The sequence below is a fragment of the Streptomyces sp. NPDC000134 genome, from assembly GCF_042899225.1.
GTDB lineage: Bacteria > Actinomycetota > Actinomycetes > Streptomycetales > Streptomycetaceae > Streptomyces.
In genome coordinates this window covers 20224-38881 of the sequence record NZ_JBIAZN010000024.1, presented here as the reverse complement: position 1 = coordinate 38881, position 18658 = coordinate 20224, and the positions used below count along the sequence as shown (strand labels likewise).

The window sequence follows — 18658 nt, the reverse complement described above, 5'->3', positions numbered from 1 at the left end:
GCCGTCACGGGCGGCTCAGAGGCGCTCCTCCAGGTCGAGGAGGAGTGCGCGCAGGGCGTCGGCCACCTCGCGCCGCCGGTCGAGGTCCAGGGCGCGCAGCAGATCGGACTCGAACGCGTAATGCCCTTCGAGGTCCCGGTCCAGGTCCGCGACGCCCTCGGGCGTCAGCCGTACGAGGGAGGACCGCCCGTCGTCCGGAGACGCCTCGCGGGTGATCCACCCCTCCTTCTCCAGCTTGTTCAGCCGCCCGCTGAGCCCGGCGCCCGACACCAGCATGGCCCGCCGCAACTGCGTGGGCGTCAGGGCGTACGGAGGGCCGGCGCGGCGCAGCGCCCGCAGGACGTCGAAGTCCCCGAGGTTGTTCACCACCATGCCCGAGCGGCGGCGGAGCCGGCGGTTCTGCGCCTCCTCGATCACCTGGCCCAACCGCTGGACGCGGGCCAGGACCTCGCCGGGCGTGACGTCCAGGCGGGGGCAGGCCGCCGCCCACTGCGCCGTCGCCTCGTCGACGGCGTCCGTCTCGGCCTCAGACATGTAGTTCGCTCCCTTTCTTCCGCCCCGACCTCAGCGTACAAGTGCCAGTTCAGGGCACTGTCCCGCATTTGATTCGTTCGCGAACTATCTATATCGTCGCCGGTATGCGCAGCGATCCCCCCTCCCCCCAGGCCACCGGCACCGGCGTGGCGGACCGTGCCGCCGTCGCCCCCCGGCGCCGCTCGCCCGGCACGGTCCTGGCCAGCACCAGCCTCGGCACCCTGCTGGTGATCCTGCTGACCTCCGGCCTCAACATCGCGTCCCCCGCGATCCGGTCCACCTTCGACGCCGGGGACACCGCGATCGGCTGGGTCCTGTCCGGCTACACCCTGGCCTTCGCCATGCTGTCGCTGACCGGGGGAGCGCTCACCGACCGGTTCGGCGCCCGCCGGATCTTCCTCACCGGCCTCGGCGTCTTCGCCCTGGCCGGCCTCGTCGCCGCCGCCGCTCCGACCGTGGCCGTGGTGGTCGCCGGGACCTTCGGCGAGGGCATGGGCGCCGCGCTCGTCCTGCCGTCGGCGCTCGCGCTGATCCAGTCCGCCTACCGGGACCGGCCCGAACGGCTCTCCTGGGCCATCGGCATCTGGGCCGGCGCCAACGCGCTCGGCGCCGCCCTCGGCCCGGTGCTGTGCGGCGCCCTGGTCTCCGTCTCCTCCTGGCGCGCCATGTTCCTCGCCGTTGCCGTCCTGGCCGTCCTCTTCGCCCTGGTGGGGCGGCCCGTACTGCCGTTGCTGCGCGGCGCCGGGGCCCGCCTGGACCTGCCCGGACTGCTGGTCATGGTGGTGCTGCTCGGCCTCGTCGCCTTCCTGGCGCACGACTGGCGGGCCCTGCCGCCGGCCGTCCTCGCCGCCGGCGCGGTGGCGGTCTGCGCGGCGGTCCGGCTGTTCGGCCGGGTGGAGCGGCGCTCGTCCGCGCCGATGCTGCCGCTCGGCCAGTTGCGGGACGTGCCGTTCAGCGCCAACGCCGTGGTCACGGTGGTCGGCACCGCCGCCTTCTTCGGCACCCTCTACATCACCAGCATGGGGTTCCAGGACGAGTTGGGCATGACGCCCTTCCAGGCCGGGCTCGCGCTGCTGCCGCTGGCCGGCGGCAACATCGTCTCCGCGCTCGCGGCCGGCCGGATCATCGGCCGCCTCGGGGTGCGCGGCGCGATGATCCTCGGCTCGGTGCTGGTCGCCGCCGTCCTGGCCGTGCTGCCCCCGCTGTTCGACCGGTACGGCGCCCTGGTCGCCCCCCTGGTGCTGCTGGGCGCGGGCTGGGGGCTGCTGGTCCCCACGACGTCCGCGGCCGGGCTGGCCCGCGCCCGGCGCGGCAAGGAAGGCGTCGCCTCGGGCGTCACCGCCGGCGGCCGGGAACTGGGCGCCGCGCTCGCCGCCGCGATCCTGCTGCCGCTCGGCGTCCGGGCGGGCATCTGGGGCGCCGCCCTGGCCGGCGTGGTCTCGCTGGCCGTGGTCGTCCTCGGCGTCCGCGTGCACGACCGCACGGCGTGACCGATTCCCGGCGTCCGTCCCGGGACGGGCCGGGGAAAAACACGCCAGGGGAGTGATCCTTTCCGCCGCTGGTGTTGTATTGGAGGCATGACTTCACTGCACAAGCTCGGCACCTCCGATCTTGAGATCTTCCCGCTCGCTCTCGGCGGCAACGTCTTCGGCTGGACCGCCGGCGAGGCACAGTCCTTCGCGGTCCTCGACGCCTACACGGCGGCCGGGGGCAACTTCATCGACACCGCGGACGTCTACTCGGCCTGGGCCGAGGGCAACCAGGGCGGCGAGTCCGAGACGATCATCGGCAAGTGGCTGAAGCAGCGGGGCAAGCGTGCCGATGTCGTCATCGCCACCAAGGTGAGCCAGCACCCCGACCACCAGGGTCTGAGCGCCGACACCATCAAGGCGGCGGCCGACGCCTCGCTGCGGCGGCTCGGCACCGACCACATCGACCTGTACTACACCCACTACGACAAGCCCGAGGTGCCGGTCGAGGAGATCATCGGCGCCCTCGACGACCTCGTACGGGCCGGCAAGGTACGCCAGATCGCCGCCTCCAACATCTCCGCCGAGCGGCTGAAGGAGTCCCTGGACTTCTCCGAGCGCGAGGGCCTCGCCCGGTACGTCGCCCTCCAGCCGCACTACAACCTCGTCTCCCGCGACACCTACGAGGGTCCGCTTCAGGACGTCGCCCGGGCGGCGGGGCTGGCCGCGCTGCCGTACTACTCGCTGGCCTCGGGCTTCCTGACCGGCAAGTACCGCCCCGGCGCCACCGTGGAGAGCGCGCGCTCCGAGGGCGCCGCCCGGCACCTGGCCACCGAACGCGGCCAGAAGGTCCTCACCACGCTGGACGAGGTCGCCCGTGCCCACGCCGTCCCCCTCGCCACCGTCGCCCTGGCCTGGCTCTCCGCCCAGCCCACCGTGGTCGCCCCCATCGCCTCGGCCCGCACGGTCGAGCAGCTCCCGGCCCTGCTGGGCGTGGCCGACCTGCGGCTCACCGACGAGGACGTGGCCAAGCTGACCGAGGCGTCGGCGTAGCCGCACCGGTCAGGAATCGAGAAGCGCCGGCCACCGGCCCCGCCTAGCGTGACGGACATGGCATCCATCGACTCCGTCACCCTGGAGGTGGCCGACCTCACGGCCGCCCGGCGCTTCTACGACACCGCTTTCGGGCCGGACCCGCGGTTGCGTCTGCGTGCCTCCGAGGCACCGACGACCGGCTTCCGCGGGTTCACCCTCTCCCTCGTGGTGTCCCAGCCGGCCGGCGTACGCGCCCTGTTCGACGCCGCCGTGGCCGCCGGTGCCGCGGTGCTCAAGCCCGCCGCGAAGTCCCTGTGGGGCTACGGCGGCGTCGTACGGGCCCCCGACGGGACGGTCTGGCAGCTCGTGTCGTCCGCCAAGAAGGACACCGGCCCGGCGACCGGGCGGGTCGACGACATCGTGCTCCTGCTCGGCGTGGCGGATGTGGCCGCGAGCAAGCGGTTCCACGTCGGCCACGGCCTCGCCGTCGCCAAGAGCTTCGGCGGCAAGTACGTCGAGTTCGCCTCCGGGCCGGACACCGTCAAGCTGGCCCTCTACAAGCGCCGCGCCCTGGCCAAGGTCGCCGGTGTCGCCCCCGACGGCACCGGCTCCCACCGGATCGCGATCGGCAGCGCCGCCGGGCCGTTCACCGACCCGGACGGCTTCGTCTGGGAGGCCGTGTCGCCGGCCGCGGCGGGCGGGCCTCAGAAGACCAGGCACACATAGCCGTCGCTCTCGCCGATGCCGATCCGGCCCACCGGCGGCACCAGCGCGGGATCGGGCTGCCCGTACGCGGCCACCGCGCACGCCGGGTCACCCACCGCACCGGCGGCGGCCATCCGCCGCGCGGCCGCCACGGCGACGGGGGAGGTGTACCACGTCGTACCGGCGGACGGGACGGGGGTGGGGATGGGCGTGGGGGCGGGTGTGCGTGACGCGGGATTCGTCCGTGCGGGTGTCGGTGCGGGCGCGCTCGTGGCCGGCGCCGGCGTGCCCGGCGTGTGTCCCGGCGTGGGTGTACCGGGGGTCCGTACCGGCGTGGAGGGCCGGGTGCTCGGTGTCCGCACCGGTGCCGTGGGGTGGGCGGTCGGTGTCCGTCCGGGTGCGGAGGGCCGGGTGCTCGGTGTCCGCACCGGTGCCGACGGGCGGGCGGTCGGTGTCCGTCCGGGGGCCGACGGCCGCGCGGTCGGTGTCCGTCCCGGTGCCGACGTGCGCGTGCCCGGGGTTCCGGGCGCCGTCGGTCTTGGTGGCGTCGCGCGTCGTGAGGGTGGGGCCGGGGTGTTCCGGGTGGTACGGGGCGTCGGTGTGGCCGGGGCGCCGGGGCGGGTCGGCCGGCCGCTCGGCGGTGCGGGCGGGCGCCCGGTGCCGGATGTCGCCGTGGGCCGGGGAGCGGGTGTCCGGGGCCTCGGCGAGGCGGGGCCCGGGGTGCGGGTCGGCGTCGGCCGTGCTGTGCTCGACGTCGCGGACGGCAGCGGTGCCAGGGTCGGCAGCGACAGGTCGGCCGAGGAGGACGGCGAGGGCTCGGGCGATCCGTCGCCGGAGTGCACCAACGCCCACACCCCGACCCCGCCGAGGATCAGCGCGGCGGTGCCGCCCGCGATCCAGGGGGCCCGCCGGGGTGGGCGTCGATGACGGTTCATGTGCCCACTGTCCACCGAAGGCCGACCGGGCGCGCGTCGGAACGGCCGCGCGATTCGTCCGGTCGGCGGTGGGTAGCGTGCGGCACCCTTCGGGGACTGGCTCGTTGTCCCTCATACGCGGTGACGAGGAGAGGCCGATGAGAAACGGGATGGGCGGCGACCACTGGGTGCTGTCCCGACTGGATTCCTGGGAGGGGGACCGCGCGCTGGCGCATCGCTACGCGGCCGACGGGGCGTTCGTGGAGGTGTCGCGCGCCGGGCTGCTGACCGCGGTGCGGGACCATGCGGAGGGCCTGGCGCGCCGGGGGGTGCGTCCGGGGGACCGGGTCGCCGTGGTCACCGCACTGCCGCAGCCGTTCGTCGCGGCGTTCCTGGGGGCGATGTGGAGGGGCGCGGTCCCGGTTCCGGTGGCACCGCCGGCATGGGGTGGCGCGGCCGGTTGGTGGGCGTCGGTGGCGTCGGCGCTGGACATGGTGTCGGCCAGGACACTCGTCGGACCCGAGGATGTGCTGCGCGCCGTGCCGGGCACAGGCATCGACCGTGTCGCCCATGCCGAGCTGCCGGTCCCGGCGACCGGCGCGGTGACGGCGCCGCGGTTCGACGCGGAGCAGGTGGCGTATCTGCAGTTCACCAGCGGAAGCACGGGACGCCCCCGAGCGGTGGCTTCGACGAGCGGCGCCCTGCTGGCCAACTGCGTGGGGATCATGCGCGACGCACTGGCGGCGGAGGCCGGACGGGACCACGGGGTGAGCTGGCTGCCGCTCCACCACGACATGGGACTCGTGGGGTTCGTCCTGGCACCGATGGCGGTGGGGGTGTCGGTCACCCTCATGACACCGCTGTCCTTCCTCCGCGATCCGCGGTCGTGGATGCGCGGCATGGCCGAGGTCGGCGGCACCATCACCGCGGCCCCCAATTTCGCGTACGCGCTCGCCGCCCGCCGGTCCGGCCCGCAGACGGTGGCCGGGCTGGACCTGACGCGGGCACGCGTTCTGCTGTGCGGGGGAGAACCGGTCAACCGGCCGACCCTGGAATCCTTCATCCGCGTCCACGAACCCGCCGGACTGCGCGCGGACGCGGTCCGGCCGTGCTACGGCCTGGCGGAGCACACCCTGGCGCTGGCCGTCTCCCCCGGCGGCCTGCGCAGTGACCGGGTGGACAGCGACGCGCTGCACCGCCGGCAGTGCGCCGTTCCCGCCGCCGCGGGCCGCCGGACGCTGGAGGTCGTCTCGTGCGGTCACCCCTTGCCGGGCCACACCGTGCGGATCACGGACGAGGCGGGGCGGCCGTGCCGCGAGCGGCAGGTGGGGGAGGTCTGGGCGAAGGGTCCTTCCGTGGCCGGTGGCTATGTGGGGGACGAATCCGTCTCGGAGCAGGTGTTCCGGGCGGACGGCTGGCTGCGCACCGGAGACCGCGGCTATGTGACCGATGAGGGCGGCCTGCACGTGGTGGGGCGGTGCAAGGACGTACTGATCGTCAACGGGCGCAACATCGACCCGCAGCGCGTGGAATGGCTCGCGGAGACGGTCGACGGAGTGCGGCCGCACGGAGCGGTGGCCTTCACCCGTCCCGGAGTCGACACCGAGGAAGTGGTGGTGCTGGCCGAGTGCGAACCGGGCCACGAACCCACGGTGGCCGACGCGGTCCGCCGAGTGGTCGCCCAGCACCTGTCCGTACCGGTCGGTGACGTGGTCCTCGGCCGACCGGGAAGCGTGCTGCGCACCACCTCGGGCAAGCCGCGCCGCCAGCAGATGCGCACGGCCTACCTCGCACAGCGCACCAGTTCGACCCGCAGATGAAACCCGCAGATGAAAGGAGTCCCGGTGCCTTCCCGTGACACGCTGTTGAGCGTACTTCAGCAGGCATGCCGGACTGTGTCCGGCCACCCCGTCCCGCCACTCGACGAGCACACCGACCTGCACACTCTGGGACTGGGCTCACTCCAGGTGATGGAAATGCTCGTCATCGTGGAACGGGAACTGGGCGTGCGCCTCATGGACACGGAGGTGGCACAGGCCCGTACGGCAGGCGAACTGTGCGACGTGATCGCGGCCTGCGGGCCCGCCGTCCAGATGCCGGCCGCCCGGACCGGCCGGTCCTCCGCGCCGGTTTCCGCAGCCGGGCAGCGGCCTGAGCGCGCCGACGTCACCGGCACCGGCCACGGCGATGCCCCGCCCCCGGCGGGGGACCGGCAGCGGGGGCTGCAGGCGGTGGTGGATCTGGTGCGGCGCACGCGGGTGGCCAGCCCGTACTTCGCTCTGCACGACGGCCGGCCCGGGGCGACCACCGTGGTCGGCGAGCGGACGATGACGATGTTCTCCGGCTTCGACTATCTGGGCCTCGGCAGCGATCCGGAGGTGATGCGCGCGGCGAAGGAGGCCATCGACCGTTACGGCACCACCGTGGCCGCGAGCCGCGCCGCTTCCGGGGAACGGCCGATCCACCGCTCCCTGGAATCGGCGCTGGCGGACTTCCTGGGGGCGGAGGCGGCCGTGGCCTTCGTCTCCGGACACGCGACGAACGTCTCGGTGCTCGGCCACCTGGCGGGCCCGCCGGATCTGATCGTCCACGACGCGCTCGCCCACAACAGCCTGGTGCAGGGAGCCGAGCTGTCCGGGGCCCGCAGACGCGTCTTCCCCCACAACGACATCGCGTTCCTGGACGAACTCCTGACCATGGAGAGGCGCCACCACCGGCGGGCGATCGTCGTGGTGGAGGGCGTCTACAGCATGGACGGCGACCTCGCCGATCTGCCGGCGCTGGTGGCCCTGCGGGAGCGGCACGACGTGATGCTGTACGTGGACGAGGCGCACAGCATCGGCGTGCTGGGGCCCGCCGGGGCCGGTGTGACCGACCACTGGGGACTGCCCGCGAGCGTGATCGACGTGCGCATGGGCACCTTGTCCAAGGCGCTGGCCAGCAGCGGCGGATTCATCGTCGGTGACACCGGCCTGATCACCCACCTGCGGCAGACCACTCCGGGATTCGTGTACGGCTGCGGCATGGCGCCCAGTGTGGCCGCGGCCGCGCACGCGGCCCTCGGCCAGTTGCGCGTGCGGCCCCGGCTCGCCGCCACCGCCCGTCGCCGGGCGGAGCTGTTCCGCACCCTCGCCCGGGACGCCGGGCTGGACACCGGCAGGAGCAGCACCGGTTCCTGTGTGGTCCCGGTCGTCGTCGGTGACGACGGGGTGGCCCTGGAACTGGCCGCGCGCCTCGGGGAACGGGGCATCAGCGTGTGCCCCTTCGTGTCTCCGGCCGTCGAACGCGGGCAGGCGCGGCTGCGCTTCTTCGTCTCGGCGCGTCACACCGACGCCCAGATCCATGACGCGGTGACCGCCACCGCGGCTCTGCTGGCGGGGACGGGCGACGCGACCGCTGACAGTCCGGTGCCTCAGACATGAGGAAACAACCCGGCCATGCCCTCCTCCAGCCCCACCTCGGGGGCGAACCCCCAGTCCCGGCGCGCCTTCCCGTCCGCGCACGTCCACCAGGGGTGAGCCAGTTCGCGCGCCTTGTCCCTCGTCAGGGCCGGGGGGACGCGGCGTAGCCGGCCGGCCGGTTCGCCGAGCAGGGCCACCGCCGCGACCGCGGCAGCCGGAACGCCGACCCGGCGCGGCGGCCGGCGTCCGAGTGCGGTGGCCAGTGCCGCGGCGAAACCCTCCCAGCTATGGATGCGGCCGTCGGAGACGTAGTACAGACCGTCGCTGCCCACCGGGCTCGTGCGCGGCGCGCGCACGGCCGCGGCCATCAGGGCAGCGCACAGATCGTCCACGTGGATCAGGCTGAAGCCGCGGGCTCCGCGACCGCAGGAGACCAGCAGCCCGGCGCGGATCATCGGCAGCACGGACGGCACCAGCAAGGGGTCACCGGGGCCGTAGACGGCCGGCGGCCGGATGACGGTGACCGGCATCCGGTCGGACAGTGCCCGTGCCGCCCGCTCGCCCGCCAACTTGCTGTGCCCGTACAGCGAGACCGGCGCGGGCACGTCCGATTCGGTGCGGGGCCGGTCGAACGCGGGCGCCGGGCCCGCGGCCGCCAGGGAGGAGCAGTGGACGAACACGGGCGGCTCGGGCCGTGCGGCGGCTTCCCGCGCGAGGCGGTGGGTGCCGGCCGCGTTGCAGTCCCAGTACGCCGTGCTCCGCCGCGCCGTGGTGACACCGCCGAGATGCACCACCACGTCCGCGCCGTCCACCAGCGCGGCCAGCCCTTCACCGGTCGTCAGGTCACCCGTGACGTAGCGGATGCCGTGGGCGGGGAGCGGGCCCGGGTCGGAGGAGGGCCGGACCAGCGCGACCACCCTGGCGCCCGCCGCGATGACGCGGTGGCACAGACGACGGCCGATGAACCCGGTCGCTCCCACCACCGCGACCTGCCTGCCCCGCCACGCCGCCTCGCCGGCGGTCGAAGAAGGCCGCTGTGGGGACGAGGGGTCCACCCGGGGACCGCGCACGGGGATCACCGGCCCGTGGCGACGGGTGCGGCCGGCACGGGCGGCGTCACGGCACGCGGAGCGACACGGGTGCGCCGGTGGAAGGTCCACAGGCTGAACGCGGCGGCGACCGCGAACCACGACAGGGGGAGCAGCAGACAACCCGGCAGCGCGGTGTCGGAGAAGCCGGCGGCGACCGCCGTCTGCATGGCGCCGTACGAGGGCAGGCAGGAGACGAAGCCGGTCTCGGCGGAGGAACTCTGCACCGGGTTCTGCAGCACGATGTCGGTGACGGACAGCATCACGATGGCGAACATCCCCTCCACCTCCCTGCGCAGCAGCGCGCCGAGGGCCACTCCGATCGCCCCGTAGGTCAGCGCGGTGGAGAACAGCGCCGCGGCCAGCAGGAAGGGCTGCCGAGGTGACCAGAAGACGCACAGCACCACAGTGGCGTACGCGACGAGAGCGATCGCCGCCAGGGACATGCAGACGACCTTCGCCGCAAGCAGGTGAACGCGGGGGAAACCGGCCATCACCAGGCGCTGGTCGAAGCTGCCGCTGCTGAAGGTGGCGGCGAACATCATGAATCCGATGATCCCGGTGATCGCGTTCATGGCACCCGTGATCTGTGTCAACTGGCTGCCGTTGGCCGCCAGCACCTCACCCGTGGCGCGCAGCCGGAAGCGCATCGCTTCGGAACCGACCGTCAGCCTGGCCAGGGTCACCCACAGCGGAACGAACACCACCATCAACGCGACGGCCAGCCGGTTGCGAGCATGCTCGACCATCGCGAACCGCGTGGCACACCCCAGCAATCGCGCGGCTCTCATCGCCACCCCGTTTCTTCCTCGGCGCCGCCGGTACCTTGTGCCGCCGGCCGGTCCCTTTCCTGCTCGTCAACGAGTCGCCCGGGGGCGAGGACACGCCGTGCGACATGACTGCGGCGCGGCTCGGGAAGCCTCGCGGACACCGGAGTAATCACCGGCCACCCGGGTCGTTGGGCATCACGAACCCCCGCTTCACCGCCCGTGCTCCGCTCGGGCGGTGACCCAGCAAGGAGAACCCCCCGTGCCCGCAGCACCGCCCGCGACCGAACCCGTGGAGATCACCGCCGTACGTACCTCCTCGGACCGCTCCGCCTTCCTGGACCTGCCCTACCGCCTCCACCGGCGCCTGCCCCTGTGGGTACCGCCGCTGCGCAGCGAGCAGCGCGACCTGCTGGACCCGCGCAGGAATCCGTTCTTCGAACGAGGAGCGGCCCAGATGTTCCTCGCCCGTCGCCGGGGCCGGGTCGTCGGCAGGATCGCCGCGCACGTCGACCCCCGTTTCGACGAGCACCACGGCCGCCCGACCGGCTTCTTCGGCTTCTACGACGCGATCGACGACGCGGCGGTCACCCGGGCCCTCACCGACGCCGCGGCCGCCTGGCTGGGCGCGCGGGAGCGGCCGACGATGGTGGGGCCCATGTCCTTCACCACCAACGACGAGTGCGGACTCCTGGTCGACGGCTTCGACCGCGAGCCGGCGGTCATGATGCCCTACACGCCCGCCTACTACCCCCGCCATCTCGAACAGGCCGGATTCACCGGGGTCAAGGACCTGCTGGCCTGGGAATTCCCGCTGACCGTCCATGAGGACCCCGGTCTGGTGCGGGCGGCCTCCCGGCTCGCCCGCGGCGGTTCCCTCACCGTCCGGCAGGTCGACCTGCGCCGCTTCACCGACGAAGCCGAACTGGTGCGCACGCTGTACAACGCTGCCCTGGGTGACAACTGGGGCGTCTGCCCCTTCACCCGGGCCGAGTTCGCCGCCCTGGCGCGCCGGCTCCGGCCGTTCGTCCATTCCGACCTGGTGGTCATCGGCGAGGTGGGCGGCCACCCCGCCGGGTTCGCCCTGGCCCTCCCGGACATCGCCCAGGCGCTGGCCGCGGCCCGCGGACGCCTGTTCACCTGCGGACTGCCGTTGGGCCTGGTCCGCTTCCTGCACGCCAAGCGGCGCCTGGACCGAGTACGACTGGCGGCCCTGGGGGTCAGCGAGGAGTACCGCGGCCGCGGACTGGAACTGCTGATGTACCTGGCGCTGTCCAAGGCGGGGCGGGCCCGGGGGATGACCACCGGTGAGGCCTCATGGGTGCTGGAGGACAACCACCCGGTGAACGCCGCCGCCTCCCGGGTCGGCGGCCGCGTCACCAAGCGCTACCGCCTCTACAGCCGTCCGCTGGCTACCGGGTGACACGTCCGCCCGGCCCGGAGTCCGGGTGCTCGTCCGGCACCAGGCAGCCCTCCTCCATGCGCCACAGCCGGTCGAACCGTTCGATGTCGTGAGCGATGTGCGAGACGACGAGCAACGTGCATCCCCCGGCCCGCAGTTCCCCGGCCAGACCCCAGAACCGGTGATAGGTCTCCCAGTCGAAGCCCTGGTAGGGCTCGTCCAGCAGCAGTAGCGGAGGCTCGTGCATCAGCGCCAGCACCACGTTGAGTTTCTGCCGGGTGCCGCCACTGAGCCGGTCGACCCGCTCCCCGCGGTACGCGGCGAACCCGAGCGCCTCCACCAGTTCGTACGCCCGGTCGAGGGTCACGAGCCCGTAGGCGGCGCGGAACAGTTCCAGATGCTGGTCCACCGTGAACGAAGCGTTCAGTACGGGCTCCTGCGGGCAGTACCCGACCCGGCCCGCGACCCGCACCGTGCCCGAGTCCGGCGCGAGGCGTCCGGCCAGGATGTTCAGGAGGGTCGACTTCCCCGATCCGTTCTCCCCGACCACTCCCGCCAGGCAGCCGCTCGGCAGTTCCAGGGCGACGCCCCGCAGGACCTCCCTCCTTCCGAACGTCTTCGCCACGTCCGTCACCTGGAGCGCCGGAGCCGACGAGGTCGCGATGTGTGCCGCGTGTGTGGATGCCATGCCCGTACAACGACGGACCGCGCCGTGCGCCACCCTTCCGGCGGGACCCGACCTGACGCGGACGAGCCCCCCCGCCGGTCCCGGCGGGGGGGGCTCGTGCACGGGGCGGGTCAGTCCGTGCCGGACTCCATCGCGGCGCGGTCGAGCAGTTCGTCGTCGCCGGAGACCTCGCCGCGCGAGGCGATGGCCTCCGCGCCGCCCTCCGGCATGCTGCCGATCAGCCCGGTCGCCGCGGCCTGGGCGGCACCGATGGCGGGGTTGGCGGTGCCGATCAGACCGATGCCCGCGTACTGCTCCAGCTTGGCGCGGGAGTCGGCGATGTCCAGGTTGCGCATGGTGAGCTGGCCGATCCGGTCCACCGGGCCGAACGCCGAGTCCTCGGTGCGCTCCATGGACAGCTTGTCCGGGTGGTAGCTGAACGCCGGGCCGCTGGTGTCCAGGATCGAGTAGTCCTCGCCGCGCCGCAGCCGCAGCGTCACCTCACCGGTGACGGCGGCGCCGACCCAGCGCTGGAGGGACTCGCGCACCATCAGCGCCTGCGGGTCCAGCCAGCGGCCCTCGTACATGAGACGGCCCAGGCGCCGGCCCTCGGTGTGGTACTGGGCGAGGGTGTCCTCGTTGTGGATGGCGTTGACCAGCCGCTCGTACGCGGCGTGCAGCAGGGCCATGCCCGGGGCCTCGTAGATGCCGCGGCTCTTGGCCTCGATGATCCGGTTCTCGATCTGGTCGGACATGCCCAGGCCGTGCCGGCCGCCGATGGCGTTGGCCTCCATCACCAGGTCGACGGCGGAGGCGAACTCCTTGCCGTTGATCGTCACCGGGCGGCCCTGGTCGAAGCCGATGGTGACGTCCTCGGCGGGGATCTCCACCTCGGGGTCCCAGAACCGGACGCCCATGATCGGCTCGACGGTCTCCACGCTGGTGTCGAGGTGTTCGAGGGTCTTCGCCTCGTGGGTGGCGCCCCAGATGTTGGCGTCGGTGGAGTACGCCTTCTCCGCGCTGTCGCGGTAGGGCAGGTCATGGGCGAGGAGCCACTCCGACATCTCCTTGCGGCCGCCCAGCTCGGTCACGAAGTCCGCGTCCAGCCAGGGCTTGTAGATCCGCAGGTGCGGGTTGGCGAGCAGCCCGTACCGGTAGAACCGCTCGATGTCGTTGCCCTTGAACGTCGAGCCGTCGCCCCAGATCTGCACGTCGTCCTCGAGCATCGCCCGGACCAGCAGCGTGCCCGTGACGGCGCGGCCGAGCGGCGTGGTGTTGAAGTAGGCCCGCCCGCCCGAGCGGATGTGGAACGCGCCGCAGGCCAGCGCGGCCAGGCCCTCCTCGACGAGTGCCGCCCGGCAGTCGACCAGGCGCGCGACCTCGGCACCGTAGGTCTTCGCACGGCCGGGCACCGAGGCGATGTCGGGTTCGTCGTACTGGCCGATGTCGGCGGTGTAGGTGCACGGGACGGCGCCCTTGTCGCGCATCCACGCGACCGCGACCGAGGTGTCGAGGCCGCCGGAGAAGGCGATGCCGACGCGCTCGCCGGCGGGAAGGGAGGTGAGGACCTTGGACATAGCAAGAGTATGCATCAACTCGCATGGTCATGCAAAGCCATACTCAACGACACACGGGGCAAAGAAAGTTGAGCAAAGCAGATCAACATCTGGTTGGATTGGGTAGATGATCTTGAGTTACCGTCCTTGAAAGGCGACCGCTGATGACTTCCGTCCTCGACTCCGGTGCGACGACGGCCCGCCGCCGTCCGGCCGGCCGCCCCGGTGTTCCGCAGGCCCACGGTCACGGTCGCGGGGGGTTGATCATGTCGAAGTCCCAGTACTCGTCCGGTGCGTCGCCCGACGCCGGCGGCAGCGGTGTGCTCCGGCTCATGGCCGACCCGCGCACCCCGGTCTTCGTCACCGTGCACACCGGCGGCCGCCGCCGCTACGGCTACTGGCAGCCGTACGACGCCCGCACCGGCCGGGGCGGGTGCTACGTCGCGCTGCCGACCGCGGTCTGCGACCGGCTGTACGACACGGGACGGATCACGCTCGGCGAGCCCCTGGTGGACCCCACCAAGACGACGTACCGGGTGCGCCCGGCCCGCACCCCGGCCTCGCCGGCCAGGGCCCGGGTCGCGCCGGTGCGCATCCCCGAGGCCCCGGTGCGGGCGTCGGCGCAGCGCCTCGCCGCCTGACGGATCACCCCGGGGGCAGCCGCCCGGTCAGCTTCCGCCAGTCCTCGCGGGCCTCCTCCAGCGCGGCCCGAGCGGCCTCGCGGCGGGGGTCCCGGCGGTTCAGCTCGCGCAGCCGGGCCAGCCGCTCCCGTGCCGTGTCCACGGCGCCGGTGTCCGCCCGCAGCTCCGCCAGTTCCGCCTCGGCCTCCTTCAGCCGTCCGGGCAGCCGGGCGCGGAAGGACCTCTCCTCGGCGATCGCGTTCTGGACGGTCACGGTGAAGTCGCGCACCCGGTCCTCGTCGTACCGCGGCTCGTCCGGGTCGGTGGCGGGCGGGGAGTGCGGGTACCTCGCCCGGTGCACGCGCCCGGTGGCGTCGACGCAGTAGACGGAGTGGTTGAGCCGTCCGGGTTCGAAGCGGACCTCCAGGTCGGCCAGCCCGATCGCACGGGTGGTCCCGGCGGACGTCCTGATCACCAGCCGGTGCCGGAACAGGGTCAGTTCCCCGAGCGCGTCCAGTCTCCGGCCGGGGCCGGGCGCGCGCAGCGCGGCGAGGTGCCGTGCCGCGTCGGCCAGTCGCTGCTCGCGCTCGGCCTCCGCGCGGGCCAGTTCCCGGCCCGCCCAGGACTCGTCCTGCTCCGACCGGCGCGCCCAGGCGCGGGCCGCGCCGCGCGCCGCCGCCAGCGCCCGCCGGCGCTCCCGGTGCCCGCGGCCGAACGCGAAGCCCCAGGCACCCGGATACCTGGCCCAGTGCCGGGCCGCCCAGGCACCCCCGCCCAGCACCACGATCAAGCCGATACCGATGACCACCACACCCGTCCCCTCCGCCGCGATGGCTCAGTCATACCGGGACCGGGCCGATCGCGGCAGAGGGCATGGGCGGACCGGAAGCCCTCCTCGCGCCTCAGCGCGCCGCCGGCTCCCGGCGCTCCGCCCGCCGCAGCGCCGCCAGGGACGGATCGAGTGCGGGCACGGCGGCCAGGAGCCGCCTGGTGTACGGGTCCCGGGGGGAGCGGTAGATCTCGTCGGCCGGGCCGTACTCGACCACGCGCCCCCCGCGCATCACCGCCAGCCGGTCGCTGACCTGCCGGACGACGGCCAGGTCATGGGCGATGAACACCAAGGCCAGGCCCAGCTCGCGCCGCAGCTCGTCCAGGAGCGCGACGACCTGCGCCTGCGTCGTCACGTCCAGCGCCGAGACGGGCTCGTCGCAGACCAGCACGCGCGGCTCGGCGGCCAGCGCGCGGGCGATGCCGACCCGCTGCCGCTGGCCCCCGCTGAACTCGTGCGGATAGCGGTCGTAGTGCGCGGCGTCCAGACCGACCCGCTCCAGCAGTTCCGCCACCCGGGCGCGGACCGCCGGGTCCCGCTCGCCCCGGGCGCGCAGCGGGTCGGCGACCGACTCGCCCACGCTGCGGCGCGGGTTGAGGGAGGAGACGGGGTCCTGGAACACCATCTGGACGTCCCGGTGGACGCCCGTCACGGCCACACCGTCGCGGCGGACCTGCCCGGCCGTCGGCTCCAGCAGCCCCACCAGCATCCGGCCGAGCGTGGTCTTGCCGCTGCCGCTCTCGCCCACCACGCCCAGCGTCTCGCCGCGCCGCACCTCCACCGACACGTCGTCGACCGCCGTGAACGCCTTCGCCCCGCGCCCGAAGACCCGGCGCAGACCGACGGCCTCCAGCACGACCGCGCCCGGTGCCGCGCCGGCCGGGGGACGCGGGCGGGGCACCTCCACCCGGGGCACCGACGCCAGCAGTCGCCGGGTGTACGTCCGGGCCGGCGACCCCAGCACGGAGGCGACCGGTCCGTGCTCGACGGCGCGTCCGTGCCGCATCACGAGGACCTCGTCCGCGCTCTCCGCGGCCACCCCCACGTCATGGGTGACCAGCAGCAGCCCCATGCCCGTCTCCCGGCGCAGGGTGTGCAGCAGGTCCAGGATCTGGGCCTGCACGGTCACGTCCAGGGCGGTGGTGGGCTCGTCCGCGACGAGCAGCTCGGGCTCGCAGGCCAGGGCCATCGCGATCAGCGCCCGCTGCCGCATGCCGCCGCTGAACTCGTGCGGCCGGGACCGCGCCCGCCGGGCGGCGTCGGGGATGCCCACCCGGTCCAGCACCTGCACGGCACGCGAGCGTGCCGCCCGCCGGGACACCCGGCGGTGCGCCCGGTACACCTCGGCGATCTGGTCGCCGACCGCGTAGTAGGGGTCGAGGGAGGACAGCGGGTCCTGGAAGACCATCGCCGCCGTCCCGCCGCGCAGCGTCCGCAGCTCCGCCTCGGACGCCGCGCCGACGTCGGTGCCGGCGACGCGGACCGTGCCGGTCACCTCGGCGCCGGTGCCCCGGTGCAGCCCGAGCAGCGCGGACGCCACCGTGGACTTGCCGGAACCGGACTCGCCGACCAGCCCGAGCGCGGCCCCCTTGGCCAGACGCAGGGAGAGCCTCTCCACCGCGCGCACCGCACCGAAGGAGACCGACAGCCCATCGACCTCGACCAGACTCATGACAGCACCGTCCTTCGGTCGGCCAGCGCGTACAGCACGTCCGCGACGGCACCCGCGAGCACCACGAAGAACCCGGTCAGCACCACCATGCCGACGACGACCGGCAGGTCGACGACGTTCACGGCGTGCACCAGTTCACGCCCGATCCCGGGCAGTCCGAACAGCGACTCGGTGAGCACCGCCCCGCCGAACAGCGACCCCAGGTCGTTGGCGTTCAGCGCGATCAGCGGACCCACCGCGCCCCGCAGGGCGTGCCGCCCCACGATGGCCCGCTCGCCGACGCCGTAGGCGCGGAAGGTGCGCACATGGTCCTCGGCGAGGGTCTCCAGCATCGCCGCCCGGGTCAGCCGCGCGTACTTGGCGGCCTCGATCAGCGCCAGCGACAGCCACGGCAGCAGCAGGTTCCACGCCCACTGCTCCGGATCGTCGCCGAACGGCACGTACTGCGGGAAGGGCAGCCACCGCAACTGGCCGCAGACCACGATCATCAGCAGCAGCCCGATGACGAACACGGGCGTCGCCCAGCCGGCCAGGGTGATCCCGGTCAGCACCCGCTCCTCCAGGCGGCCGCGCCGCCACACCGCGAGGACCCCGGCGCCCACCCCGAGCAGCAGCCACAGCACCATCGCGCCGAACGCCAGCGAGGCGGTGACCGGCAGCTTGGCCAGGATCAGCTCGGTGACCTGCTGGTCGCTCTGGTACGACAGGCCCAGGCACGGCGCCGGGCAGTGCTGCACGGACGTCCCCGTGGAGTAGTCGTGGCCGGCCAGCACGCCCTGGAGGAAGTGCAGGTACCGCGCGTACAGCGGATCGTCGAGCCGGAGCTGCGCCGCGACCTGCTGGACCTGGGCTGGGGAGCAGCGCGGGCCGCAGGTGATCTGGGCGACGTCGCCGGGAGCGGCGTAGAAGACGACGTACACGAGCACCGAGATGGCCAGCAGCGTCAGGACGGCGCCGAGGGCGCGGCGCAGGACGAAGCCGGCGAAGCCGTGCAGGGCGCTCATGCGCGTGCCTCCTTGCGGCGGCCGGTGCCGACGCCCAGCCGGGAGGCCGCCCGCGGGTCGAGGGCGCGGCGCACCCCGTCGCCGAGGACGGTCAGGGCGAGCACGGTGACGAACAGCAGCCCGGCGGGCAGCAGCAGATACTGCGGGGCCGCCTGGTACCAGACGTTCGCCGAGGTCAGCATCTGCCCCCAGGACGGGGTCGGGGGCTTCACCCCGGCGCCGAGGAAGCTGAGCGCGGCCTCGGCCGTGATGTTCACCGGGACCAGCAGCGCGGCGTAGGTGATGACCGGCGCGCCCAGCGCGGGCAGCAGCTCACGGCGGGCGATCCGCCAGGAGCCCCAGCCGCTGAGCCGGGCGGCGGCCACATGGTCGAGCTGCTTGAGGGCCAGGGTCGAGGCGCGGACGATCCGGGCGATGGTCCCCCAGCCGATCAGCCCGATCACGCCCGCGACCAGCACCGGACGCGGGAACCCGGCCGGCACGATCGCCAGCAGCGCCAGGGACATCACCATCAGCGGCAGCGCCACCACCACGTCCGTGAACCGGCTCAATGCCTGGTCGACCCACCGGCTCCCGAGCCCGGCGGCGATGCCGACGAGGACGCCGAGGGCGACCTCGACCAGCGTCGCCGCGAGCGCGACGCCGAGGGAGACCCGGGCGCCGTACACCAGCCGCGCGAACAGGTCGCGTCCGGTCTGGGGTTCGACGCCGAGCCAGTGGTCGGCGCCGATGCCGCCGAGCGCGCCGACGGGCACCCCGCCGCGAGCGGAGTCGACCAGGTCCGGGTGGTACGTGGTCGGGCTCTGGCCCTCCAGCGCGGTGAGCAGCGGAGCGGCGAGTGCGAGCAGGACGAGCAGCGCGACGGCGCCCGCCGCGACGAGGGCGGCCCGCTGCGCGCGCAGCCGCCGCCAGAACTGACGGGCCCCCGAGGCGGGGGCGAGCACCAGTTCGGTGCCCGCCTCCGCGACCTCGGAGACCACCTGGGCCTCACTCAT

Annotated in this window: 17 protein-coding genes; 7 read left to right on the top strand and 10 right to left on the bottom strand. The window is 73.7% G+C overall.

The window, feature by feature from the left end; all coding sequences use genetic code 11:
* Window positions 1-15: 15 nt before the first annotated feature.
* Window positions 16-534, bottom strand: a complete 519-nt coding sequence (locus tag ACFY32_RS29135; RefSeq protein WP_359199505.1) for a MarR family transcriptional regulator — start codon at window positions 532-534, stop codon at window positions 16-18.
* Between the two features lie 104 nt (window positions 535-638).
* Here ACFY32_RS29135 and ACFY32_RS29130 point away from each other — a divergent pair, with 104 nt between their 5' ends.
* The 3 genes from ACFY32_RS29130 (at window position 639) to ACFY32_RS29120 (ending at window position 3764) form a co-directional block, all read left to right on the top strand.
* Entirely contained in the window at window positions 639-2024 is a 1386-nt protein-coding gene (locus tag ACFY32_RS29130; RefSeq protein WP_390675802.1) for an MFS transporter, read from the top strand.
* Window positions 2025-2111: 87 nt separating this feature from the next.
* Complete coding sequence (locus tag ACFY32_RS29125) at window positions 2112-3056, top strand: aldo/keto reductase (RefSeq protein WP_359199499.1); 945 nt, start codon at window positions 2112-2114, stop codon at window positions 3054-3056.
* Between the two features lie 57 nt (window positions 3057-3113).
* The gene (locus ACFY32_RS29120) at window positions 3114-3764 is read left to right on the top strand and encodes a glyoxalase (protein ID WP_359199496.1); all 651 of its coding nucleotides are present in this window, start codon (window positions 3114-3116) and stop codon (window positions 3762-3764) included.
* An 87-nt stretch (window positions 3765-3851) separates the two neighbouring features.
* Here ACFY32_RS29120 and ACFY32_RS29115 read toward each other — a convergent pair whose 3' ends face one another.
* A complete protein-coding gene (locus tag ACFY32_RS29115; protein WP_390675801.1) occupies window positions 3852-4595 on the bottom strand; it encodes a hypothetical protein in 744 nt (247 codons plus the stop codon).
* Window positions 4596-4815: 220 nt separating this feature from the next.
* Here ACFY32_RS29115 and ACFY32_RS29110 point away from each other — a divergent pair, with 220 nt between their 5' ends.
* Together ACFY32_RS29110 and ACFY32_RS29105 are read left to right on the top strand one after the other, a co-directional pair.
* Window positions 4816-6477 carry an AMP-binding protein gene (locus ACFY32_RS29110; RefSeq protein ID WP_359199490.1) on the top strand — a complete coding sequence of 554 codons (1662 nt, stop codon included), beginning with the start codon at window positions 4816-4818 and terminating at the stop codon, window positions 6475-6477.
* Window positions 6478-6501: 24 nt separating this feature from the next.
* Complete coding sequence (locus tag ACFY32_RS29105; protein ID WP_390675800.1) at window positions 6502-8079, top strand: aminotransferase class I/II-fold pyridoxal phosphate-dependent enzyme; 1578 nt, start codon at window positions 6502-6504, stop codon at window positions 8077-8079.
* On the opposite strand, the gene ACFY32_RS29100 is transcribed toward ACFY32_RS29105, so the two are convergent.
* Together ACFY32_RS29100 and ACFY32_RS29095 are read right to left on the bottom strand one after the other, a co-directional pair.
* On the bottom strand, window positions 8070-9038 hold the full coding sequence (locus ACFY32_RS29100; protein WP_359199484.1) for an NAD-dependent epimerase/dehydratase family protein: 969 nt from the start codon (window positions 9036-9038) through the stop codon (window positions 8070-8072). The genes ACFY32_RS29105 and ACFY32_RS29100 overlap by 10 nt on opposite strands.
* Before the next feature lie 95 nt (window positions 9039-9133).
* A complete protein-coding gene (locus ACFY32_RS29095) occupies window positions 9134-9937 on the bottom strand; it encodes an ABC transporter permease (RefSeq protein ID WP_390675799.1) in 804 nt (267 codons plus the stop codon).
* 238 nt (window positions 9938-10175) lie between these two features.
* Between ACFY32_RS29095 and ACFY32_RS29090 the strand changes: the two genes are divergently transcribed.
* Window positions 10176-11336 carry a hypothetical protein gene (locus tag ACFY32_RS29090; protein ID WP_359199478.1) on the top strand — a complete coding sequence of 387 codons (1161 nt, stop codon included), beginning with the start codon at window positions 10176-10178 and terminating at the stop codon, window positions 11334-11336.
* Here ACFY32_RS29090 and ACFY32_RS29085 read toward each other — a convergent pair.
* Entirely contained in the window at window positions 11326-12003 is a 678-nt protein-coding gene (locus tag ACFY32_RS29085; RefSeq protein ID WP_359199475.1) for an ABC transporter ATP-binding protein, read from the bottom strand. The genes ACFY32_RS29090 and ACFY32_RS29085 overlap by 11 nt on opposite strands.
* Before the next feature lie 110 nt (window positions 12004-12113).
* Entirely contained in the window at window positions 12114-13559 is a 1446-nt protein-coding gene (gene argG, locus ACFY32_RS29080) for an argininosuccinate synthase (protein ID WP_359199760.1), read from the bottom strand.
* A gap of 245 nt (window positions 13560-13804) precedes the next feature.
* Between argG and ACFY32_RS29075 the strand changes: the two genes are divergently transcribed.
* The gene (locus ACFY32_RS29075) at window positions 13805-14179 is read left to right on the top strand and encodes a hypothetical protein (protein ID WP_359199472.1); all 375 of its coding nucleotides are present in this window, start codon (window positions 13805-13807) and stop codon (window positions 14177-14179) included.
* Between the two features lie 4 nt (window positions 14180-14183).
* On the opposite strand, the gene ACFY32_RS29070 is transcribed toward ACFY32_RS29075, so the two are convergent.
* The 4 genes from ACFY32_RS29070 to ACFY32_RS29055 all read right to left on the bottom strand — a co-directional run bounded on the left by ACFY32_RS29070 (window position 14184) and on the right by ACFY32_RS29055 (window position 18658).
* The gene (locus ACFY32_RS29070; RefSeq protein ID WP_390675798.1) at window positions 14184-14969 is read right to left on the bottom strand and encodes a hypothetical protein; all 786 of its coding nucleotides are present in this window, start codon (window positions 14967-14969) and stop codon (window positions 14184-14186) included.
* A gap of 91 nt (window positions 14970-15060) precedes the next feature.
* Window positions 15061-16659 (bottom strand): ABC transporter ATP-binding protein, encoded by a 1599-nt coding sequence (locus ACFY32_RS29065; protein ID WP_359199466.1) that lies wholly within the window; start codon window positions 16657-16659, stop codon window positions 15061-15063.
* A complete protein-coding gene (locus ACFY32_RS29060) occupies window positions 16656-17654 on the bottom strand; it encodes an ABC transporter permease (RefSeq protein ID WP_359199757.1) in 999 nt (332 codons plus the stop codon). The genes ACFY32_RS29065 and ACFY32_RS29060 overlap by 4 nt, the downstream gene beginning before the upstream one ends.
* A gap of 5 nt (window positions 17655-17659) precedes the next feature.
* The gene (locus ACFY32_RS29055) at window positions 17660-18658 is read right to left on the bottom strand and encodes an ABC transporter permease (protein WP_390675797.1); all 999 of its coding nucleotides are present in this window, start codon (window positions 18656-18658) and stop codon (window positions 17660-17662) included.